This window comes from Candidatus Rokuibacteriota bacterium (assembly GCA_030647435.1).
GTDB lineage: Bacteria > Methylomirabilota > Methylomirabilia > Rokubacteriales > CSP1-6 > AR37.
In genome coordinates, this window is the sequence record JAUSJX010000008.1 from 14,460 (window position 1) to 36,749 (window position 22,290).

Annotated in this window: 16 protein-coding genes; 12 read left to right on the top strand and 4 right to left on the bottom strand. The window is 65.6% G+C overall.

Annotated features, from left to right (window positions below; genetic code table 11):
- Positions 1–17 precede the first annotated feature (17 nt).
- Positions 18–3,116, bottom strand: coding sequence for a DEAD/DEAH box helicase family protein (locus Q7W02_01300; GenBank protein MDO8474823.1), 3,099 nt, complete (start codon positions 3,114–3,116; stop codon positions 18–20).
- A gap of 1,021 nt (positions 3,117–4,137) precedes the next feature.
- On the opposite strand from Q7W02_01300, the gene Q7W02_01305 reads away from it, so the two are divergent.
- The 7 genes from Q7W02_01305 to Q7W02_01335 all read left to right on the top strand — a co-directional run bounded on the left by Q7W02_01305 (position 4,138) and on the right by Q7W02_01335 (position 11,920).
- The gene (locus Q7W02_01305; protein MDO8474824.1) at positions 4,138–4,467 is read left to right on the top strand and encodes a helix-turn-helix domain-containing protein; all 330 of its coding nucleotides are present in this window, start codon (positions 4,138–4,140) and stop codon (positions 4,465–4,467) included.
- Between the two features lie 1,183 nt (positions 4,468–5,650).
- Positions 5,651–6,751, top strand: coding sequence for an ABC transporter substrate-binding protein (locus tag Q7W02_01310; GenBank protein MDO8474825.1), 1,101 nt, complete (start codon positions 5,651–5,653; stop codon positions 6,749–6,751).
- 191 nt (positions 6,752–6,942) lie between these two features.
- The gene (locus tag Q7W02_01315) at positions 6,943–7,965 is read left to right on the top strand and encodes an ABC transporter ATP-binding protein (protein MDO8474826.1); all 1,023 of its coding nucleotides are present in this window, start codon (positions 6,943–6,945) and stop codon (positions 7,963–7,965) included.
- A gap of 6 nt (positions 7,966–7,971) precedes the next feature.
- The gene (locus Q7W02_01320; protein ID MDO8474827.1) at positions 7,972–8,874 is read left to right on the top strand and encodes an ABC transporter permease; all 903 of its coding nucleotides are present in this window, start codon (positions 7,972–7,974) and stop codon (positions 8,872–8,874) included.
- Positions 8,875–8,887: 13 nt separating this feature from the next.
- The gene (locus Q7W02_01325; protein ID MDO8474828.1) at positions 8,888–9,661 is read left to right on the top strand and encodes an ABC transporter permease; all 774 of its coding nucleotides are present in this window, start codon (positions 8,888–8,890) and stop codon (positions 9,659–9,661) included.
- Positions 9,662–10,298: 637 nt separating this feature from the next.
- Entirely contained in the window at positions 10,299–10,454 is a 156-nt protein-coding gene (locus Q7W02_01330; GenBank protein MDO8474829.1) for a hypothetical protein, read from the top strand.
- Between the two features lie 116 nt (positions 10,455–10,570).
- Complete coding sequence (locus Q7W02_01335) at positions 10,571–11,920, top strand: aspartate aminotransferase family protein (GenBank protein MDO8474830.1); 1,350 nt, start codon at positions 10,571–10,573, stop codon at positions 11,918–11,920.
- Positions 11,921–12,075: 155 nt separating this feature from the next.
- Here Q7W02_01335 and hemG read toward each other — a convergent pair whose 3' ends face one another.
- The 3 genes from hemG to hemE are packed head-to-tail and all read right to left on the bottom strand — an operon-like array spanning position 12,076 to position 15,433.
- Positions 12,076–13,485 carry a protoporphyrinogen oxidase gene (hemG, locus tag Q7W02_01340; GenBank protein ID MDO8474831.1) on the bottom strand — a complete coding sequence of 470 codons (1,410 nt, stop codon included), beginning with the start codon at positions 13,483–13,485 and terminating at the stop codon, positions 12,076–12,078.
- Positions 13,482–14,405 (bottom strand): ferrochelatase, encoded by a 924-nt coding sequence (gene hemH, locus Q7W02_01345; protein ID MDO8474832.1) that lies wholly within the window; start codon positions 14,403–14,405, stop codon positions 13,482–13,484. Before hemH ends, hemG begins: the two co-directional genes overlap by 4 nt.
- Positions 14,402–15,433 carry a uroporphyrinogen decarboxylase gene (gene hemE, locus Q7W02_01350; protein ID MDO8474833.1) on the bottom strand — a complete coding sequence of 344 codons (1,032 nt, stop codon included), beginning with the start codon at positions 15,431–15,433 and terminating at the stop codon, positions 14,402–14,404. Before hemE ends, hemH begins: the two co-directional genes overlap by 4 nt.
- A 121-nt stretch (positions 15,434–15,554) precedes the next feature.
- Between hemE and Q7W02_01355 the strand changes: the two genes are divergently transcribed.
- From Q7W02_01355 to Q7W02_01375, 5 genes are all read left to right on the top strand, one after another.
- A complete protein-coding gene (locus Q7W02_01355; protein MDO8474834.1) occupies positions 15,555–17,228 on the top strand; it encodes a thiamine pyrophosphate-binding protein in 1,674 nt (557 codons plus the stop codon).
- A 14-nt stretch (positions 17,229–17,242) separates the two neighbouring features.
- Complete coding sequence (locus Q7W02_01360; protein MDO8474835.1) at positions 17,243–18,010, top strand: SDR family NAD(P)-dependent oxidoreductase; 768 nt, start codon at positions 17,243–17,245, stop codon at positions 18,008–18,010.
- A gap of 37 nt (positions 18,011–18,047) precedes the next feature.
- Entirely contained in the window at positions 18,048–18,977 is a 930-nt protein-coding gene (locus Q7W02_01365) for an LLM class flavin-dependent oxidoreductase (protein ID MDO8474836.1), read from the top strand.
- Positions 18,978–18,990: 13 nt separating this feature from the next.
- Complete coding sequence (locus tag Q7W02_01370; protein MDO8474837.1) at positions 18,991–20,121, top strand: citrate/2-methylcitrate synthase; 1,131 nt, start codon at positions 18,991–18,993, stop codon at positions 20,119–20,121.
- Between the two features lie 191 nt (positions 20,122–20,312).
- Positions 20,313–22,247, top strand: coding sequence for an aconitate hydratase (locus tag Q7W02_01375; protein MDO8474838.1), 1,935 nt, complete (start codon positions 20,313–20,315; stop codon positions 22,245–22,247).
- Positions 22,248–22,290: the final 43 nt, after the last annotated feature.

Below are 22,290 nucleotides of genomic sequence, written 5' to 3' on the forward strand. Positions count from 1 at the left end.
CTCTCCGCACGAAGCTGTCAAGCGGAAAATGCAGGCGGCACGCCGCCGGCCCGGGCGATCATCTCGTCGAAGGCGCTCTCCACCTTCGCCTTGAAGTCGGATTCGATCTGGTAGATCTCGGTGAGCTCGGCGAACGCCCAGCGGCCGAGCGTGCCGAGGTTGTTGACGGCAGGCACCCAGTACGTGTCCATCGTGGCCTTCTTCTCCTTCGCGTCCTCGCGCCGGTAGCCCTTGATCTCGACGACAAGGTGCAGCAGGTCGTCGTCACCACGCCCGTCGTCCACCAGCACGATGAAGTCGGGGAGATAGCGCCGCATCTCGGAGCCGTAACGGTACGGCACCTCGAGGCCGAGGTTGTGGTTCTTCACGTACGCCTTGACCCTGGGATGCGACTCGGCTACGCGGCAGAACTCGGCCTCCCAGTCGCTGTCCAGCACTACCCAGCTCACGTGGCAGCGCGCGGGGTCCGTCTGCCAGCGGTGCGTCCTGGACGTGTTGAAGCGGACGTGCGCGGTAGAGCCCACCGGGTTGTACGAGTCGAGCACCGCCTTGATTGGGCGCTCGCCCGCGAACGCGGCCGTGATTCCCGCGGTGATGCGGTTGCACGCCATGTCCGCGAGCTCCTGGTATATGAGCTGCGCCGGGTAGGTGCCGCCCTCGCACACGAGGTGGTTGTCGAGCCACTCCCTGGTGACGCGCTTGAGCTGGCCGAACAGGTGTAGTTTGGGCGCCTCCCCCGCGTCGCGCCACTTGGTGTAAAGCAGGCGCTGGGTGAGGTGGAAGAGCAGCGTGGACGGCCGCATGTCCCCGAGATGCTCCAGGGTCAGGTTCACCCCCTCGCCGACGATGCCCTGGTTCCGCGTGATGGACGGGCCGACGAGGTCGGGGGTGAGCACGAGCGTCGAGTCGTCGTTGAACGTGGCCGTCAGCCGCTCCTCGGGCAGCTCCACGCGATAGCCCGCGACACGCGGGAAACGGATCTCGAGCGCGTCGCGCTCGGGGCGCACGGCCTGGACCTGAACCGTCTCGCGGGGCGGCTGCGGCGGCGCGACGACCGGCTTCGCAGTGAAGTCGAAGGGGATGCCGAGCACGTCGGCGTACTCCACGTTGAACAGCCCCTTGTCGGGCCCGTCCTCGTTCAGGTCGTACGATTGCCGGCGCAGCGCGCGCCCGATCACCTGCTCGCACAGGAGCTGCGTGCCGAAAGCACGCACGCCGAGCACGTGGGTCACCGTGTTGGCGTCCCAGCCCTCGGTAAGCATGGCCACGGAGACCACGCAGCGGATGGAGCCGCCCAACTGACCGCGCTTGCCAACCGTGTTCATCACCTCGCGGAGCAGCGTCACGTCGTCGATCTCCTTGCCCTTCTGCAGCTCACCGGCGAGCGCGCCGCCGCGCTCGATGATCTCGCGGCGGAAGCGGTCGATCTCGTCGGCCGCCATGCGGCGGAAGTCGTCGTCGAGCGCCTCGCCGCTCTCGAGCTGCTCGCTGTCGATGAGGATCGTGTGGGGCCGAGCGAGCGGGTTCCCGTATTCGTCGTCGAAGTTGCGGAAGAGGGCGAGGCGGCCGTTCTCCAGCGTGCTGGAACCGTCGTCGTTCTGCCGGTGAAAGCCGGAGACGAAGTCGTAGACTAGCTTGGAGGTTGACGTGTTATTGCAGACGATGATGAAGCAAGGAGGCACCGAGACCCGCCGCTCCTTCCACAGCTTGAACGTCTTCTCGTAGTGGCCGTAGAGCGCCTGGAGCGCCGTCTGGAGCCGGGTGGGAAGGGCGAGGGGATCGAGCCCCTCGGCCTTGCCGCGTCCCTTCTTTGGCATGTCTTTGCGGATGTTCTCCCACAGGTTGCGGAACATGGGCATGTCGTCGCCGGGGATGTTCTCGGCCACGGGGACGCGCGGCAGCTTCACGATGCCGCACTCGATGGCATCCATGAGCGAGAAGTCGCTCATCGTCCACGGAAAGAGCGTTCCCTCAGCGTATCCCGACCCGCGCAGGAAGAAAGGGGTCGCGGAGAGATCGATCACGCGCGCGAGCCCGAGCTTGCGATTCACCGTCTCCAGGCCGGAGATCCAGAGGCGGGCGGCCTCGTTGTTTCTCTCGGCCTCCTTTCGCTCGTCACCTTTCAGGTCATCGTCCCCGTCCTCGTCGCGCGGCTTCTCTCGGTAGCAGTGGTGCGCCTCGTCGTTGAGGACGAGAATGTTCTTCAGCCCCATCAGCTCCGGCATGACGCGCTGGAGCATCTGCCCTTCGGTCTCGAGCGTGTCCAGACCGTCGCCGACGCGCCCCTGGAGCAACGCGCGCCCGCCCTTCGAAAGCTCCACATGCTCGCGGCGCTTGAAGGCGTGGTAGTTGGTGATGACGATCTTGGCGCGGTTGACGTCGTCCAGCATGTCGCCCGGCACCAGCTCGCGGTCGGCATAGTAGCTGTCCGGGTCGTTCGGCTGGAGGACGCGCAGGCGATCCTTGATCGTGATCCCCGGTGTGACGACGAGAAAGCCGCGGGTGAAGCGCTTGCTCTGTGGCCGCCGGACGGCGTTGACGGTCTGCCAGGCGATGAGCATGGCCATGACCGTCGTCTTTCCCGCACCCGTGGCGAGCTTGAGCGCGAGGCGCATGAGCTCCGGGTTGGCGTCATTGTTCGCGTTCGCCAGGTGCTCGAGGAACCCTTTCCCCTGCCTCTCGTTCGGCGCCACCTCGGTGAGCCAGATCGCGGTCTCGACCGCCTCAATCTGGCAGAAGAAGGGGCGGACCCCGGTGAACTCGTGGTGTCGCCAGTGCTGGAGCAGCCGCGCCGTCTCCGGCGTCACCCCCCACGCGCTCGAGTTGTTGATGCCGCGCCACTGGTCGACGCGGAGGCGCAGCGCGTTGATGATCGGGGTCGGGTCGTACTGCTGCTTGGCGGTCGAGACGCCTGCCCCCTCGTCGAACACCAACCGCTCCTGCCCTGCACTTCGCTTGTGCTTCTTCGGCCTGGGGATGGGCGTGATGAACTGGGCCGTGCGACGCGTCTCGATGATCTCCCCGGTGGGCTGTCCCTGGGCGTCTAGCTCCCAGTAGCGCGCCGGGTACGCGTAGGGGGAGTTGAGGATCGGCCGTTCGAAGAACCGGTTATCCATGGTCAGAATCAATGCTGCGACGAAGCGGATCTGAGGTCACAGCGCGGATAAGGCACCGCATCTCGCGCCGATCCTGTCAGAGCCCTCGTGCAAAGTCAAACCGGGCCTTCGACCCGGCCGCCAGCGCCTCGTCACTTGCGGTTCGAAGGGTCTTGGCAAGCGGAGTTCCGCTGCCTGTGGCTGGCCTGATCCTAGCGGCGCTGGTGCACAACGGCATGTATCTGATAGCCATTGGGAGCGGCGCGGATGATCCTGTCGCTTACAGGATAAATAGGTTCACCGGGAGGTAACGTCAGTGGGTGTGTAAACGAAGAGAAGGCGGTGGATAGTGCATCTGGCCACACTTGCCCTTGCCTTGTCGCTCCTGGCCTCGCCGCTCGCCTCCGAAGGGCAGCAACCGGGGAAGGTCTATCGCGTCGGCATCCTCGCGGCGTCTCCCCCGGCTCACCAGGGTCCGCGGGCATCTGGGAGGCGCTTCTTCAGAGCCTGCGTGAGCTCGGGTACGTTGAAGGTCGCAACCTCACCATTGAGGGCCATCGCCGCTAAGATAAGTGACCGGTCAACCACAGGCCCTTGGGGCCTCTCCCTCGTGGAGGCGCTACCGAGGGAGCTCGTCCGTAGTCGGCAACACCAGCTAGTGTGCATGTGATCCGTAACCCCGCGTTTCTATTCGAGACGCTGGCTCGGATCATCGAAGTTATCTTAGTGGCGATGCCATTGAGGGCCGGTATTCGCGGGGCCGGGACGGACGGCTCCCGGGGCTTGCCGCGGACCTCGTGCGGCTGAAAGTGGACGTCATCGTCGCGCCCTCCACGCCTCCGGTCCGTGGCGCTGGATGCCCGACTCAAGGCCTTGGCCTCACTCTTCAGGAAGGAGGATCGGGGCGGCTGGCTGGAGCGAAAGGCCAGATCGAGGAACGTTTCTCCCTTGACTTGGGCGAAGGAATAGGTACCCTCGGTTTGCTGTGGGTAAAGACAAAGTTCGCCTAAAGAAAACGTCAGCTCAGCGCATCGTGCATGACATGTTCACAAAGCTCGCGCCGACTCTGCGCGTCCTTCGAAGCAAACAGCAGTTGTCGTTGCGGAATGTTGCTGACGCCGCCGGGATCACCCCAGGGTATCTCAGTCTGATCGAGCGCGGGGCTGCGGTGCCGTCCGTCGTCGCGCTTGAACAGATTGCGAACGCGCTCGGCGTATCACTGGCGCAGTTCTTCCAAGACGGGCGCGTCGCAAACGAAGCGCCGCGATATGTGGTTCGCCCCCACGAGCGCCGCGTGATGGTGTACCCCGATACCGACATTCGCCACGAACTGTTGGTCCCCGATTTTCGGCGGCCGCGGGCAACCGGATGAAGCCCCGGCGAGCCAGCCGCAGCAACAGCAAGCGGCACGAGCTAACCGCGAACTGCCCGTTGGGCCGCGCCCACTGAAATCGTCGGCAGACCTCCCGCGCGATCGCTTCGCGCAGCAGCCCCGGCCGCCCCTCGATGACGCGCTGAATCCGCGCGAACTCCCGCGCCCCGAGCCGACTGCCGCGATAGAAGACGGTTCGGGGGGCCCCGCTGCTGGCGCTTGCCGCGCTCTGGGTGACCGCCACCCGCTCACTGTGGCACACCGGGGCCGGCCGAGTCCAGCGCTTTCTGGCTATTCCCCCGAAGACTTCATGGGTTCGCGCCGATCATGACGAGGCCCTGGCAACTGACGCCATAGCACTTGACACAGCGACTGTTTGGGCAGATCCTCGGGCGCATGGAGCGACTCACGTGGCACCTCACCTGATCGCGAGCCGCACACTTGGTGCGAGGGCGATGAGGAGCGGGTTTCGAACCGGCGGAGGTGTCTCCGGAAGGCGCGGCCGGAGCCAAAATATTCAGACGAAAGGGGGTGAACTCGGGCCCTACTTCACGAAAAGGACTTCCGTCAACGGCGTTGGGAAGGGCGACCGAGCTGACCGGGGGATGGGCCGCTCGTTCGGCGCCAACGAGGGGACCGAACTGGGTCCATATCGGAAATCCCGGTTCACAGGTTCCGCCGGTCGAGTCATAGTTCAAAGAGTTCAATAATTGGGGGCGCTGGGGGAATGACGACCAGCTTGGTACCCTCAACCTCATCGCCCCGGCTAAACAGGAGCGAGTTCGTGAACTGGTCAAGACGGGCCGGGCTTGGGTCGCTGGCGCGCGACATCGGGCCGCACGCAGAAACGACGTACCACGTCGCCTTTCCCGTGAAGCATGAGCGGACCGACGTGGCATGGGACCGGTTCATCCATCGAAGCGGACGGGGAGTTGGTCTGGACATGGTCGAGGCTCCCAGAACTGAAGGAGGGAAATCCGGTCAACCTCGAAAGCGGGATGGTTGTCGGGTTCGAACCGAGTATCTATCGCGCCGGCTTTGCCGCCCGTGTGGAAGGTACAGTCCTGATGACTGCGGACGGTCCAGAAGTCTTGACGTCGGCGCCACCGCCACTTCGTCGACTCATCCGATAGAGAGCCGGCGACGCAGCGTTCACTGGGTAATATGGTGAGGGGGGCCAGTTATGGGCGCACAAGCACTCGACTCGAACCACACGAAGCCGCTGCATATGACCCGCCGCCAGTCCCTGATCGCGCTGGCAGGCGGCATCGCGGGTGCTGTGGGGCCGGCAGTGATCGGACGCGCGCAGCCAAAGGGCAAAGGAAAAGTCTTCATCCGAACCTCGGGCGGGTCGGCTGAGGAGGGCTTCCGAAAGGCGTGGTACGACCCGTTTACCAAGGAAACGGGCATCGAAGTCGTTTCGGCCGTGTTCGATGCGGCCAAAGTCACTGCAATGGTTCAGACGGGCAACGTCGCGGTCGATATCGGAACGTTCACAGCGCCCCAGCTCACCATTCTTGCTCGCAAGGGCGTCATCGAAAAGCTCGATCGCTCCAAGTTTAAACTGACAAATCTGAATGACATCGACCGCGTGGATGACTATTGGCTCTCGAAGAGCGTCTACGCGACCGTCATCGGGTATAACACCGAAGCGTTCCCGAATCGCCATCCAACAAGCTGGAAGGAGTTTTGGGACGTCAAGACGTTCCCAGGCCGCCGCATGCTTCAGGATGCGTCCAGCGAATACCCAGATCTCGAGGCGGCTCTGCTCGCCGATGGCGTTCCGATGAACAAGCTGTACCCACTCGATGTGGATCGGGCTTTCGCGAAGCTCAAGGAGATCCGCAAGTCGATTGCGAAGTGGTGGAATAGCGGCGCCGTCTCAGCTCAGATGCTTTCTGACCGCGCCGTGATCGTTGGGAGCATTTGGGAAAGCCGGATCACCCCCCTCATCCTCGCCGGGGCGCCGCTCGCGATCGAGTGGAATCAAAACATGCGTAACCTGTACGGCATGGCGGTTGTCAAGGGTGCTCCGAACCGAGACGCGGCCTATCTCCTCATGGATTACGGCCAATCGCCGAAGGTTCAGGCGGCGATCGTTCAAGAAGTTCGGATAGCGCCGCCCAACCGCAAAGCCTATGACTACATCGACGACAAGATCGCACGAACGTTGTCGACCTATCCTGACCATGCCCGTAGGGGCTTCGTAAACAACAGCGACTGGTGGGTCGACAATCTTGAGAGAGTCGCCGAGCGGTGGCGTGAGTTTCTGCTCGAAGGGTAGCTGTGCCCGCAACGGATTGTGCGGCGATCGCTAGAACCTTGGGCGCGACGTTGGGCACCGGAGCGGGGCCCATAAGATGTGGGCCGGGGATAGCGCCGCGACGACTACGCGCTGATCTTGGCGGTGGACGGGGCTCCGTCCACTTGGATCGCCTCTGGAAGGTCTTCGGGGCGCGCGACGGAAGCGCAGCGGTGTCTGACGTCACCTTGACGATCGACGCCGGGGAATTTCTGACGCTCCTCGGGCCTAGCGGCTCGGGCAAGACAACGACCCTTATGATGGTCGCCGGCTTTGTTCCGCCGACAAGCGGTGAAATCTATATCGATGGCCAGCCCGTGACGAAAATCCCCCCGCAACGGCGTAACCTCAGCATGGTATTCCAGAGCTATGCCCTGTTCCCGCACATGACTGTGGAACGGAATATCGCATTCCCCCTGGAGGTGCGCCGAACAACACGCACCGTCATCCGGGAGCGCGTCCGAGAGGCGCTGGAGATGGTGCAGCTCGCTGGTTACGAGCAGCGACGTCCCCATGAGCTTTCAGGGGGCCAGCAGCAGCGAGTGGCTCTCGCCCGTGCGCTAGCCTTTGAACCCCGCGCTCTTTTGATGGACGAACCGTTGGGCGCGTTGGACAAGAAGCTTCGCCAGCACATGCAACTCGAAATCAAACGCATTCAACGGTCACTTGGGTTGGCAGTCATCTATGTCACCCACGATCAAGAAGAAGCGCTGACGATGTCGGATCGGATCGCCATAATGAACGAGGGCCGAATCGAGCAGGTAGGACCACCCGAAGAACTCTATGATCGCCCGATCAACAGGTTTGTTGCCGATTTTGTCGGCGAGTCGAACTTCCTCGAAGGAACAGTGAGGGGGGTCGGCGAGGACGGTCTCGTAACGCTCGAGCACCCAAGCGGTCAAATCGTGCAGGCATTCCGGGACGGCCCAGTCCAGCGAGGCACGAAGGTCATCGCGGCGATTCGACCGGAACGGATTTCGCTCACAGACGCGCCGGGCCTCGACGGACCGGATGGCTGGCGGGGGCAGATCAGCGACATCATCTATGGTGGAGACTTCACGAAATACAAGGTCGATGTCGGCGGCCAGTACCTGATCGTGAAAGTCCAGAATCACGATGACGGCCATGCCCGGGCCGTCGGAGATATCGCCTGCATCAGCTGGGCGCCGCTCCATCTGAAAATCCTGGATGGCTGAGACGGAATGCCTGCACAATCGGCGCTGACTGAGAAGGCGACCCTCGGGAAAACGGCGGAACCGCCAGTGCGGGCGGCACGTTGGCAGGGGCGACATCAGGTGATGCTTGTGCCCCTCCTGATCTTCTTAGCAGTGTTTTTTGCCTATCCGCTGCTTGATACCTTTTTGCGGAGCATCGGAGCCCCTGATCAGCCTTTCACTTTAGCCCACTATCGACGAGTCATCGATCGTCCTGTCTATCTCCGACTATTCCAGATCACTTTCGAGATCGCCTTCAGCACCAGCGCCGTGACGCTCTTCCTCGGTTATCCTGTGGCGTACCTCATGACGCGCGCACGACCCCGCGCCTTGAGCCTCTGCCTGGTCTGCGTCCTGACACCATTCTTCACGAGTGTCTTGGTGCGCACATACGCGTGGATGGTCATCCTGAGCCCAGAAGGCGTCCTGAACCAGAGTTTGGCCAAGCTCGGCCTTGGCCGGGTGGAACTCATATACAACCGCCCGGGCGTTTTGATTGCGATGACGTATACCCTTCTTCCGTACATGGTGCTAACGCTTTACAGTGTCTTCCGCGGTATCGACCTAAAACTGTTTCTCGCTGCCTACAACCTCGGCGCCTCGGACTGGCAGGTATTCCATCGGGTGTTCTTGCCTTTGAGCCTCCCCGGCGTGGCAGGGGGTTTTCTCCTGGTTTTCATCCTTGGCCTCGGTTATTTCATTACGCCGAGTCTCATGGGCGGTCCTGGAGACCAGATGGTGGCGATGGTGATTTACGAACAAGTCGAAAGAACTTTGAACTGGCACTTTGCGTCTGCTTTGTCGATAATTCTACTCGTCGTGACTCTGGCTGGCTTCCTCCTCTATGATCGGGTGGTTGGCCTTCGCACGCTGCTCGAGAGCAAGTTCTAATGAGAGTTAGCGGATGAATCGCGCTTTCATTGGAATCCCTTCGACGCTCATCTTGATCTTCCTCTTACTCCCAATCATCGTCATAATTCCCATCTCGTTTAGCTCTGCTCAATATCTGACGTTCCCCCCTCCCGGCTACTCACTTCAGTGGTACCGTCGGCTTCTGGATCGCCCCGAGTGGGGTCGCGCACTCTGGGTGAGCTTCAGAGTCGCATCGCTAGCGACCCTCGCAAGCATGACTCTTGGGACCCTCTCCGCCTTCGCGTTAGTCCGCGGGCGCTTTTCGGGGAAGACGGCGCTGTATGCTGCGATTCTCGCGCCGATGACCCTACCGTCCGTCATTATCGGCCTTGGCTGCTACTTTCTCTTTGCGCGGCTCAACCTCGCGGGCACTGTCTGGGCTTTGGCTCTCGGCCATACCGTTATCATTCTTCCGGTCGTCGTCATAATCCTGTCGGCGACGCTCCAGAACTTCGACGAACGCCTTGAGCAGGCTGCGATTATCCTCGGTGCCTCGCCGCTGGTGGCCTTCCGTCGTGTCACCTTGCCGTTGATCAGTTCCGGGGTCATCTCGGCGGCTCTGTTTTCTTTCCTGCTGTCATTCGACGATCTTGTGCTTTCGCTGTTTCTCGCTGATCCGAGCTCCGTCACCCTGCCGATTCAGATTTGGAACCACACCGTGATGAAGATTGAACCCACCATTGCCGCTGTCAGCTCCTGTTTGATCGGTGTTGCAGTGATCATAGGGCTCCTCAGCAGAATCTGCGGCGCAGCTTGGAGCAGGTAGGCCCGACAGGCCTCCTCCGTGCGGAACCAGTCTTCGAACTCCAGCAGGGTCTCGGGGTAGTCCTTCCCCACCCCGTCATGCCCCCAAGAGGTTGACTCAAGTGGATATGCCTCTACTACCTAACTGGATATCGCACGCAGGGCCTTGTCCCTGATCTCTTCCTGGCTGTTCCCTCCGATAGCCGGCCTCTTCTCGTGACACGCGAGATCGATCTCGGAAATATCTTCGCCGATGTCGATGAGGCGTTGGTTGGGGGCTGGACTGTCTACAGAGATGACGCGGGAGCACCTGATGCTATCGATGTGATGGCGGATTTAATTCGCAAACAGCGGCAGGCGCCGGCGCGTGTTGGCGTTGAAGAGCGAAGCATCTACGTAACGGTGAATCAGTACAAAAGGTTTCAGGCGAAGTTCCCGAAGGCAACGTTTAGTGATACAAGTGCGCTGGTCGAAGGCCTACGACTTATCAAGTCCCCAGCCGAGCTCGAGTACCACAGACAGGCTGGGCATATCTCCGTGATCCGGATGCGATCGGCACTCGAGGCGTTGCGACCGGGTGTACAGAACGGTGACGCCGCCGCCGCAGGGATTGCCGCCCTCATTCGCGCCGGCTGCTCTACCCGCTCGGCGGCCTCCTCGTGTACGGCCCGCTCAAGGACAACCTCGGGATGCGCCGGATCCGCCCCGCGTATACGGCGGAAGAGGCGATCGGCCCGGAGACCTTCGTGTTCTTCCTCTCGCTCGGGATCAATGTCGCGCACCGACAGATACCGGATATCGGTTCGGCTTCGTGATGGACAAGCAGGGATGCCGGAGAACTCGTTAAGGGGCAACAACACGAATAAGGTGACCGCCGCTGAGTGACGTTCTCACAATTGCTGACGACCAGTTCGTCCGGAGGAGACACGTAATGGAGTCATCATTACTGACGAGAGACCTCAGGAGGTCCTATCCCGTCGTCGATCGCGGCGAAGGGATGTACTTGTACGACCGAGACGGCAGACGCTACATCGACGCAGTCGGCGGTGCTATGGTTGTGACGATAGGACATGGTGTCAAGGAAGTGGTGACCGCAGTGGCCGCTCAAATGGAGCGCGTTGCCTACGCCTACACGGGTCAATTCGTGACCGAGGCCCTCTTGTTGCTTGCTGAGCGCGTAATTTCAATGGCTCCCGCAGGTATGTCGAAGGTCTATTTCGTCTCGGGCGGCTCAGAGGCGAACGAGATAGCCATCAAGCTCGCGCGTCAGTACTTCGTCGCACAGGGACAGGAAAGTAAGTGGCGGGTCATTGCGCGGTGGCAGAGCTATCACGGTACTACAGGGATTGCGCTTTCCGCGACCGGACGGAGGCCGGCACGCCGAGGCTACGAGCCTTATCTGCTCGCGTTTCCGCATATTCCACCTTGCTACTGCTATCGCTGTCCCTTCGACAAAGCGTACCCTGATTGCCGAGTAGCGTGTGCGGAGGAGTTGGAACGAGTGATTCGGCTTGAGGGGCCGGAAACGATCGCGGCGTTCATCGCTGAGCCGATCGTTGGCACGTCGGCCGCGGCATTGACGCCGCCGCCCGAGTACTTCCAACGGATCCGTGCGATCTGTGACCGCTACAACATCCTGTTTATCGCTGACGAGGTCGTAACTGGCTTTGGTCGAACGGGAACGAACTTTGCCATCGAGCAGTTCGGCGTGACGCCCGACATGATCACGATGGCGAAGGGCGTGAGCTCCGGGTACGCCCCGTTGGGCGGAGTCATCATCCACGAGCGGATTGTGCAGGGCTTTCTCAAGAGCGGTGCGAGCCCGGTATTGCCGCTCACGTACGCGGGAAACCCTATGGCGGCAGCGGCGGGGTTGGCGGTCCTTGACTACATCACCGCCAACCGGCTGCTTGAGCGGGTGCGGGAGATCGGGCCGTACTTTTTCGATCGTTTGCGAACGCTTGAAACCCTCCCGTGGGTTGGGGAAGTCCGTGGCCGGGGACTCATGGCGGGCGTCGAGCTCGTGCAGGACCGGCCGTCCAAGGCGACGTTTCCAGAGCAGTGGCGTGTCGCACCGCGTGTCGTGGAGGAGGCCATGCGTCGCGGGCTCATCATCCTTCCGGGGCAGCCCGGCATGGTGGATGGAGTGGCGGGAGATCACCTTATGCTGACTCCGCCGTACATCGTGAAGGAGGGAGAGATAGATGAGATTGTTGCGATTCTTCGCGCTGCGATAGAGACGGTGGTCACAGAACTGGAGGCGGCGAAGCGGGCTGGATGAGAGTTGCGGGTGCCGTAAGTGAATAAAGCCCATTCTTGGGCGTGGCGCTGCCCTTGGGGGCCATCCTCACAGTGCTGACAAGGAAGGCCCAGGGGGGAAGACTCTCGGGCGAGGCGGGTCATGACTGAGAACGGGCTTTATGTTATCGAGAGTCATTAGGCGCCAGCGGGTTCGAGCAGGCGCGCCGCAGCGTCTTCACCGGAGCGGACGCAGTCGGAGATGCCGACGCCGCGGTAGGCGCCGCCCACCAGCGCAAGCCCCGGGTGAGCGCGAAGACACCCCTCGATGGCCTCGACGCGGGCCAGGTGCCCCACGTGGTACTGCGGCATGGCCTTGGGGTAGCGGCTCACGCGTGAGAAGAGCGGCGGCGCCGTCACTCCCAGCAGCTCTCCCAGCTCGGCGCGCGCGACGCGCGTCAGCGTATCGTCGTCGCCCTCGAGGATGGCCTCGTTCAGCGCGCCGCCCATGAACACGCGGAGCAGGGCGAAGCCGTCCGGGGCGCGGCCCGGGTACTTCACGCTCGAGAAGGTGCAGGCGATGATGGGGCGCCGCTCGATCTGCGGCACGACGAAGCCGAAGCCGTCGAGCGGATGCGGGATGTCGGCGCGCCGCCAGCCGAGCGTCACCGTCGCCGACGACGCGTACGGGATGCCGTCGAGCAGGTGCGTCAGTGACGGGTCCGCGTAGCGCAGCATGCGTCCGGCCTGATGCGACTCGGTGGCGATGATGACCGCATCCGCCGTCGCCGGCGGGCCGTCCCGGAGGCCGAGACGCCAGCCCGAGCCCTCGCGCGTGATGTCCGTGACGCGCGCCTTGAGCCGGACGGCCTCGGGCGGCAGGCGGGCACCCAGGACGCGGATCAGCTCCTCCATCCCCTCGGCGAACGTCACGAAGAGCGACCATCGCGCCCCGCTCGCGCCTGCCGCTCCGGCTGGCATCTTTCGCGCCCCGCGCCAGAGCCCGAGGATCAGGCTCCGCTCCCTGCGCTCGAGCTCGAGGAAGCGCGGCATGGTGGCGGCGAGCGAGAGCGCGTCGGGATCGGCCGTGTAGATCCCCGCCACGAGCGGCTGGGCTACCCGCTCGAGCGCCTCCCTGCCGAGCCTGCGAGACACGAAGGCTCCCAGGCTCTCGTCGGGATCGCCGCCGCGGGGCAGCACGAGATCCATCGCCATCCTGAGCTTGCCGGGCCAGGAGAAGAGGCCCGAGCGGATGAATGGCCCGAGCCGAGTTGGCGCCAGGAGCTGAAAACCGTCGGGCAGCGGGTGGAGCCGCCCGCGGAAGGCGACGTAGGTACGGCGGAAGCGGTCGTCGGTGCGCACCAGCCGGTCTTCGATGCCGAGTCGCTTGCAGAGCTGGAGCGCCCAGGGCTTCTCCGAGAGGAATGAGTCGGGGCCGCACTCGACCAGAAAGCCCTCGTAGCGATCGGTCTGGATGGTGCCGCCCAGCCGGTCACCGGCCTCGAAGAGCGACAGCTCGAGCCGCCGGCCACGCTCCCGGGCGAGCTCGACGGCGCGATGGGCGGCCGCCAGCCCCGCGATGCCGCCGCCCACGACCGCCAGTCTCACCGCGGCCCCCGCGTGACGAGATCGGCGAGCATGGCGATGAACGCGGGATGATCGTTGGCGGCCTGCGCCCGGTGGAAACGCAGGCCCACCTCGGCGGCGACGGCGCGCGCCTCGACGTCCAGATCGTAGAGGACCTCGAGGTGGTCGCAGACGAAGCCGATCGGGACGACGACGACGTCCTCGATCCCCTGCCCCTTCACGCCGCGAAGCGCGTCGCAGATGTCGGGCTCGAGCCACGGATCGCTCGGCGCGCCGCTCCGGCTCTGGTAGGCGACCTGCCAGCGCGCGTGGCCGAGACGGCCGGCGATCACGAGCGCGGCGGCCTCAAGCTGGCGCGCATAGGGCGAGCCGCTCGCCATGGCGACGGGAACGCTGTGGGCGGTGAAAACCAGGAGCGCATCCGCGCGCTTCGGCGCGGAGACCTGCGCGAGCGCGTCGGCACCGCGCGCCACCATGGCGTCGATGAAGCGCGGGTGCTCGGCCCAGGGCGGCGCGTAGGCGACCTCGGGAGCGCCGGCGCCCACCTTCTCGCGAGCCGCCTCGACATCGGCCACGTAGCGCTCCCACGACGCCTCGGTCTGGAAGGAGGAGAGGATGATGCCGAGCGCCCGGCGGCGGCCGCGGTCGCGCATTTCGGCGAGCGTCTCGTGCAGGAACGGGTGCCAGTTCCTCATGCCTACGTAAACGGACGTCGGAATGCCGTCCCGCTTCAGGGCCCGGCGGAGGCCCTCGGCCTGTCTCATCGTCAGCTCGTTGAGCGGCGAGCGGCCGCCGATCAGCTCGTAGTGGTGCGCGACCGCCTCGAGGCGCTCGAGCGGGATGCGGCGCCCCGCCGATACGATCTCAAGGAAGGGCCTGATGTCCTCGCGCTTCTCCGGCCCGCCGAAGGCGATCAGCAGGACCGAATCGAAGTCGCTCATCGAGCCGACAGCTCGTGCACGATGTCTACGAGCGCCTTCACGTTCTCGACGGGCGTTTCCTGGTGGACGCCGTGGCCGAGGTTGAAGATGTGGCCTGGGTGCTGCGCGGCGCCGTCGAGGATGGCCTTGGCGGCGCGGCGGATCTCGCCGGTGCTCGACAGGAGCACGGCGGGGTCGAGGTTGCCCTGCACCGCCACGTCGTAGCCGAGCCGCTCCCATGTCGGGCCCAGCTCGACGCGCCAGTCGAGGCCGATGACGCCGCCCCCCGCCTCCTTCATTAAAGGAAGGAGCGTGGCCGTGCCCACCCCGAAGTGGATAACGGGTATGCCTGGAGTCAGACGCTGGATGACGGAACGGCTGTGAGGCAGGACGAACTCGCGGTAGTCGGCCGGTGAAAGCGTGCCGACCCACGAGTCGAAGAGCTGCACGGCCTGGGCGCCCGCGGCGATCTGGCCATTGAGATAGTCCGCCGTGATGCCGGCGAGCCGTCCCAGCATCGCGTGCCACGCGTCCCGCTCCGCGCGCATGAAGCGCTTGGTCAGCAGGAACTCGCGGGAGGCGCCGCCCTCGATGAGATACGAGGCGAGCGTGAAGGGCGCGCCGGCGAAGCCGATGAGCGGGACGCGTTCGCCCAGCGCCTTGCGCGCGAGCCTGACCGTCTCGAAGACGAAGCCCACTGAAGCCGCAACGTCTCCCCCGCCGAGCCGCGCCACATCATCGGCGCCCCGGACGGGGCGCACGATGTGCGGCCCCTCGCCCCTGGTGAACTCGAGCCCGACGCCGAGCGGCTCGAGGACCAGCAGGATATCGGCGAAGAGGATGGCCGCGTCCACGCCCAGCCGCTCCACCGGCTGGAGCGTCACTTCGGCCGCGGCCTGCGGGTTCTTGCACAGCTCCAGAAAGCCGTGCCGCTCGCGCATGGCGCGGTACTCGGGCATGTAGCGCCCTGCCTGGCGCATGAGCCAGATGGGGGTGAACGCGGTCTGCCGGCGCCGGCACGCGTCGAGAAACACGGAGGGCGGTGCCATCGCCGCCGAGCGTACAGGCCGCCTCTGGCGCAGTCAAGGAAGCGGGCGTATGATCCTCTTTCGGCGCGCCGCGTGGCGCGCCAGCCGCGGGCGAGACTGTCACCCTTGGGAGGAGTCTCCGATGCCCTTCACGTCAGGCAAGCAGGCCTTCCTCGAGATCCTCAAGCAGGAAGGCGTCGAGATCATGTTCGGCAACCCCGGCACGACCGAGCTGCCGCTGATGGACGGCCTCGCGCGCGAGCCCGGCATCCGCTACATCCTGGCGCTGCAGGAGTCGGTCGCCATCGCGATGGCCGACGGCTACGCCCAGGCGAGCGGCAAGCTTGCCGCCGTCAACGTCCATACGTCCCCGGGGCTCGGCAACGCCATGGGCATGCTCTACGACGCCATGAAGGCGGGCTCGCCGCTCCTCCTCACCGCCGGCCAGCACGACCAGGCGATGAACCTGACGGAGCCCATCCTGTGGTCGGACCTGCCGCCCGTCGCGCGCCCCTACGTCAAGTGGTCCTACGAGATCACGCGGCTCGAGGACCTGCCGCGCGCCGTGCGCCGCGCCGCCACGACCGCCAAGGCGCATCCCACGGGCCCCGTCTTCCTCGCGCTGCCCGTGGACGTGCTGAACGCCGAGCGCCAGGTCGATCTCCTCGAGACGACGCGCATCGCCCCGCGCATCCGCGGCGACAAGGCGGCGATCGAGGCCGCGGCGGACCTCCTCGTCAAGGCCCAGCGCCCCATCCTGATCTCCGGCGACGCGGTCGCTCACGGCGATGCGCTCGCGGAAATGGCGGAAGTCGCCGAGCTGCTCGGCGCGCCCGTCTACGCCGAGTGCGTGCCCTCGACCTGCTCCTTCCCGTTCACTCACCCGCTCTACGCCGGCGCCTTCCCGCGCCTGGGCCCGCCGATCCGGGCGCTCCTCATGAAGCACGACCTTGTCTTCTCCGTGGGCGGCGACATGTTCACCCTCTCGCTGCCGTCGGACGTCGAACCGATGCCGGAAGGACTGCCGCTCATCCACCTGGACCTGGACCCGTGGGAGATCGGCAAGAACTACCCGGCCAAGGTCGCCATCCAGGGCGATCCCAAGGCGACACTGCCGGATCTGGCCGAGGCGCTCCGCCGGCGCCTCTCCCCCGACGCCGTCAAGGCGGCGAAGGCGCGCGCCGGAGAGCTCGGCAAGGCGCGCGAGGCCAAGATCGCCGACCTGCGCACCCGCGCCAAGGCCGAAGCCGGGCGCACGCCCATCACGCCGCTGTCCCTCGTGGCGGCGGTCGCCGACGCGGTGCCCGACGACGCCGTCGTCGTGGACGAGAGCATCTCCTCGGGCGGCGGCCTGCGCGAGCTGCTCAAGTCGCGTGACCCGAAGGGCTACTACGGCCTCCGCGGCGGCGGGATCGGCTGGGGGCTGCCGGCCGCGCTCGGCATCAAGCTTGCCCAGCCCGGGCGCCCGGTCGTGGCGCTGGTCGGCGATGGCAGCGCGATGTACACCATCCAGTCGCTCTGGACGGCCGCCCACGACTCGATCCCCGTCGTCTACGTCATCTTCAACAACGCCTCGTACCGCATCCTCAAGCAGCGGACGCTCGCGCTCAAGGGCTTCTCCGCCGAGGACGACAAGTACGTCGCCATGGACCTGGTCAACCCGCGCCTCGATTACGTGGGTCTCGCCAAGTCGATGGGCGTGGCGGGTGAGCTCGTGGAGAAGTCCGCCGACGTCGGGCCGGCCATCCACCGCGGGCTCGCCTCCAGCGGCCCGTATCTCATAGACGTCCGCATCGACGGGTCCTTTAAGTCTTGAGCGGCGGGCAAATCGTGAGCGGACGGCTCAAGGACAAGGTCGCCATCATCACCGGCGCGGGGTCGCGCGGCCCGGGGCTCGGCAACGGCAAGGCCGCGGCCATCCTCTTCGCCCGCGAGGGCGCCCGCGTCCTCTGCGTGGACGCCAAGCCCGAAAACGCCGAGGAGACGGCCAAGCTGATCGCCCAGGAGGGCGGCGAGGCCGCGGTCTTCACCGCCGACGTGACGCGCAAGGCCGAGTGCGAGGCGATGGTCAAGGCGGCGCTCGATCGCTGGGGCGCCGTGGACATCCTCCACAACAATGTCGGCATCGAATCGCGCAAGACGCTCTTCGAGGTGACGGAAGAGGAGTGGGACCAGGTCATGGCCGTCGACCTCAAGTCCATGCTCCTCGCGACCCAGGCGGCCGCCAGGCCCATGGTCGAGCGCGGGCGGGGTGCCATCATTTGCGTCTCGTCCGTCGCCGCGCTGCGCGGCCACGGCCGCACCGCCTACGCTGCCGCCAAGGCGGGCGTCATCGGCTTCGTCCGCACCTGCGCGGCCCAGCTCGGCCCCAAGGGCGTGCGTGTCAACGCGATCGCTCCCGGCATGGTCTGGACGCCGATGGTCGAGAGCGTCGGCCCAGAGCTAAGGGAGAAGCGGCGCAAGGCGAGCCCGCTCGGCACCGAGGGCGAGGGCTGGGACGTCGGCTGGGCGGCCGTCTCCCTCGCCAGCGACGAGGCGCGCTGGGTGACGGGCCAGACGCTCGTAGTGGATGGCGGTTTGACGCTGACAACGCGCTAACTCTCACTGGAGACCGGAAAATGGTGATGCCTTCGGGATGCACCTGGGACACGTGGGCGGGCCGATGGCCGATATGCGCAAGCTCTGGCGCTTCGCGGACGCCAACGGCTTCGACTGGTTCTCCTCCGCCGATCACTTCCAGGAGTCGCCGTACCGCGACGGTAACGGCCCCTGCTTCGAAGCGATCAGCACGATGACGGCCATCGCGCTCGACACCAGGCACGTGCGCGTGGGCTCGCTCGTGATCTGCGTCAACTACAGGAACCCCGGCGTCCTCGCCAAGGCCATCTGCACCATCGACCACCTCTCCGGCGGCCGCTGCGAGATCGGCATCGGCGCCGGCTGGCACCAGCACGAGTACGAGGGCTACGGCATCCCCTTCGAGCGCATCGGCATCCGCCAGGACCACCTCGAGGAGGCGGTGCAGATCCTGCGCATGCTCTTCGACCAGCCGATCTCAAACTTCAAGGGTCAGTACTTCCAGCTCAACGACGCGCGCTGCAACCCCAAGCCTCTTCAGAAGCGCCTGCCCATCTGGGTGGGCGGCCAGGGCGAGAAGCGCACGCTCCGCACGGCGGCGAAGTACGCCGACGGCTGGAACGCGCCCTACATCGACCCGCAGGTGTGGAAGGCCAAGAACGCGATCCTCGACGACTGGTGCGCCAAGGAAGGCCGCGACCCCAGGACGCTCGCGCGCTCCGTCAACGTCGGCTTCTACCTGGGCGCCGACGCCAAGGGGGTCCAGCGCGGCGAGGCGATCTTCAAGTCCCACTGGGGCGAGAACCCGGAGCGCAAGGGTTTCTTCCGCGGCACGCCGAAAGACGCGCTCGAGATGTGCCAGGCCTATCAGGCGGTGGGCGTCCAGCGCGTGAACCTCGCTTTCCGCGAGGGCCCCTACGACTTCGACGCGCTCCAGGGCTTCGTCGAAACGGTCCTGCCGGCCTTCGGCATCAAGCGGCCGGCCTGAGAGGAGACAGAACATGGCTGAAGGCACCCAGCTGATCCGCGGCCTCGAGGGCGTGGTCGCCGCCGAGACCGAGCTTTGCGACCTCGACGGCACGAACGGCCGCCTCGCCTACCGCGGCTACGACATCGACGACCTCGCGCGCAAGGCGACCTTCGAGGAAGTCGCGTATCTCCTCTGGATGGGCGAGCTGCCCAATAAGAGCCAGCTCGATCGCTTCATGGCCGAGCTGGCGGCGGCGCGACCGATCCCCGGCGATCTCGTCAAAGCCTACGCGCTGATGCCCAAGCAAACCGATCCCATGCGCGTGCTCCAAGCGTCCGTCGCGATCCTGGGCATGCACGACCCCGACACGAAAGACAACTCGCACGCGGCCAACCTGCGCAAGGCTGTGCGCCTGACCAGCCAGTTCGCCACGGCGATCTGCGCCCACCACCGAGTGCGCAGCGGCCAGGAGCCCGTGCCGCCGTCGAAGGACTTGTCGCTTGCGGCCAACTTCCTCTACATGCTGACGGGGAAGAAGCCGAGCGAGGTCACGACCAAGGCCTTCGACGCGAGCCTCGTCCTCTACGCCGAGCACGAGCTGAATGCCTCGACCTTCACGACGCGCGTGATCGCGGCGACCTTGTCCGACATGCACTCCGCCGTGGCGGGAGGCGTCGGCGCGCTCAAGGGCACGCTCCACGGCGGCGCCGGCGAGGCCGTGATGCGGACGCTGCTGGAGATCGGCAAACTCGACAACGTGGACGCCTTCGCGGACAAGGCGCTCGCCGAGAAGCGGCGTCTCATGGGCATGGGCCACCGCGTCTACACGGCCGGTGACCCGCGCGCGGCCATTCTCAAAGGCATGGCCGAGGCGGCGTGCCGGGAGACGGGGCAGGCGCTCTGGTACGACCTTGCGGTGAAGCTCCACGCCAAGGTCCACGCCGTCAAGAAGCTCATCCCCAACGTGGACTTCTACTCGGCGCCGCTCTTCTACTCGATCGGCATCCCCGTGGACCTTTTCACGCCGGTCATCGCGACGTCCCGCATCGCTGGCTGGACGGCCAACCTCCTCGAGCAGTACGACGACAACCGGCTGATCCGCCCGCGCGCCGACTACAAGGGCCCCGGCAGAAAACCGTTCGTGCCAGTAGAAAAGCGATGAGCCGGCCTCACACTCCACCCTCACCCTACCCTCTCCCTGGAAGGGAGAGGGGGGTCAGATCTACCCTCTCCCCCTGGGGCAGAGGGCCGGGGGCCAGATCTACCCTCTCCCCCTGGGGCAGAGGGCCGGGGGCCAGATTTCCCCTCTCCCCGAGTGGGGGAGAGGGCAGGGTGAGGGGGTAAGGTTCGCTGATGCCAGGAAAGAGCGTCGCGCGGAAGCTGTTCGAGTCGCACCTGGTCGCGGGCAAGACCGTGGCCGGCGAGGAGGTCGGGCTGCGCGTGGACCAGTGCCTGCTGACCGACACCAACGGCAACATGGCGTGGCTGCAGTTCGAGGCCATGGGCTTTCCGCGCGTGAAGCCGTCAAAGGTCGTCAGCTACATCGACCACAACGTCAACCAGACGGACTCGCGGAACACGGACGACCACCGGTATATTCAGACCGCGTCGAAGCGCTACGGCTCTTGGTTCTCCAAGCCAGGCAACGGCATCTGCCACCAGGTGCACTTCGAGACCTTCAGCGTCCCTGGGCAGTTCGTCCTCGGCACCGATAGCCACACGCCGCTCTGCGGCTCGACGGGCATGCTGGCCATCGGCGCGGGCGGACTCGACATCGCCGTCGCGATGGGCGGCGGCGCCTATCACCTGCCCATGCCCAAGGTGGTCCGCGTCTGGCTCACGGCCCAGCTCAAGCCCTGGGTCCACGCCAAGGACGTGATCCTGGAATTGCTGCGCCGCTACTCGGTCCGCGGCGGCAGCGGCAAGATCTTCGAGTACGCGGGGCCGGGCGCGGCGACGCTGTCCCTGCCCCAGCGCGCGACCATCTGCAACATGGGCGCCGAGCTGACGCTGACGACCAGCGTCTTCCCCTCCGACGAGGCGACGCGCAGCTACTTCGCCCTCCTCGGGCGCGAGAAGGAGTGGCAGCCTTTCGCCGCGGATGCCGACGCCGAGTACGACGAGCAGATCGAGCTCGATCTTTCGGCCCTCGAGCCGCTGGTCGCCCTGCCCTCGTCGCCGGACAAGGTTGTGCCGGTGCGCGAAGTCGAAGGCACCGCGCTCGAGCAGGTCATGGTCGGCTCCTGCACCAATTCTTCGTGGGAGGACATGTGGGCCGTCGCCCGGACGATCCGAGGCGAGCGCGTGGCGCCCTCGGTCTCCTTCGTCGTCTTCCCGGGCTCGAGCCGCATCCTCGAGATCATGTCGCGCGAGGGGCTCTTGACCGACCTCCTCGCCGCCGGCGCCACGGTGTCAGAGCCCACGTGCGGCTCCTGCGCCGGCATCGGGCACGTGCCCGCGGCGGGAGGCAAGAGCCTGCGCGCCTTCAACCGCAACTTCTCCGGGCGGAGCGGCGTCAAGGACGACCAGATCTACCTCTGCTCGCCGCTGACCGCCGCCGCTTCCGCTCTGACCGGCGTTATCACCGACCCGCGCAAGCGCGGCGCCGCGCCCGAGCGCCACTATCCGGCATCCCTCATCGCGTCCAACGCCGGCCTCGTGCCTCCGGCGTCGGAGAGCGAGGCGTCATCCACCACGGTGCTCAAGGGCCCCAACATCAAGGAAGTGCCGCGGGGGCGTCCCGTCGAGGCGACGCTCCGCGCGCCGGTGCTGATCAAGCTCGGCGACAAGGTCTCGACCGACGATATTTCGCCCTCGGGGACGGCCGCGCTCGTCTTCCGCTCCAACGTCCCGGCCATCGCCGAGTTCACCTTCAGGAACACGGACGCGGAATTCGTCGCCCGCGCCAAGGCCGCGGGCACGGGCGTACTGGTGGGCGGCGAGATCTACGGCCAGGGCTCCTCGCGCGAGGCGGCGGTGCTCGGCCCGCTCCACCTCGGCGTGCGCGCCGTCCTCGCCAAGAGCTTCGCGCGCATCCACCGAGCCAACCTGATCAACTGGGGGCTCGTGCCGCTCGAGTTCGACAACCCCGCCGACTACGAGGCGATCCAGCGCGACGACATGCTCCGCTTCGACGATCTCCGCGACGCGCTACTGGCGGGGCGGAAGATCGCGGTAACCAACGAGCGGACCGGCACGAGCTTCCAGACGCGCTGCGTGCTGACGCCGCGCGAGCGCGACATCCTCCTCGCGGGCGGTCTCCTCGCCCAAACCGCCGCCGCGAAATGACCCAAGCGCGCGTCCCCAAGTCTCCCTCTCCCCCACCGGGGGA

Coding starts and splice junctions, on each gene's coding strand:
- hemH (MDO8474832.1), bottom strand. CDS start 14,405: ATGAGCGACTTCGATTCGGTCCTGCTGATCGCCTTCGGCGGGCCGGAG.
- Q7W02_01310 (MDO8474825.1), top strand. CDS start 5,651: ATGGGCGCACAAGCACTCGACTCGAACCACACGAAGCCGCTGCATATG.
- Q7W02_01370 (MDO8474837.1), top strand. CDS start 18,991: ATGGCTGAAGGCACCCAGCTGATCCGCGGCCTCGAGGGCGTGGTCGCC.
- Q7W02_01325 (MDO8474828.1), top strand. CDS start 8,888: ATGAATCGCGCTTTCATTGGAATCCCTTCGACGCTCATCTTGATCTTC.
- Q7W02_01305 (MDO8474824.1), top strand. CDS start 4,138: ATGTTCACAAAGCTCGCGCCGACTCTGCGCGTCCTTCGAAGCAAACAG.
- Q7W02_01320 (MDO8474827.1), top strand. CDS start 7,972: ATGCCTGCACAATCGGCGCTGACTGAGAAGGCGACCCTCGGGAAAACG.
- hemE (MDO8474833.1), bottom strand. CDS start 15,433: ATGGCACCGCCCTCCGTGTTTCTCGACGCGTGCCGGCGCCGGCAGACC.
- Q7W02_01335 (MDO8474830.1), top strand. CDS start 10,571: ATGGAGTCATCATTACTGACGAGAGACCTCAGGAGGTCCTATCCCGTC.
- Q7W02_01355 (MDO8474834.1), top strand. CDS start 15,555: ATGCCCTTCACGTCAGGCAAGCAGGCCTTCCTCGAGATCCTCAAGCAG.
- Q7W02_01300 (MDO8474823.1), bottom strand. CDS start 3,116: ATGGATAACCGGTTCTTCGAACGGCCGATCCTCAACTCCCCCTACGCG.
- Q7W02_01365 (MDO8474836.1), top strand. CDS start 18,048: ATGCACCTGGGACACGTGGGCGGGCCGATGGCCGATATGCGCAAGCTC.
- Q7W02_01375 (MDO8474838.1), top strand. CDS start 20,313: ATGCCAGGAAAGAGCGTCGCGCGGAAGCTGTTCGAGTCGCACCTGGTC.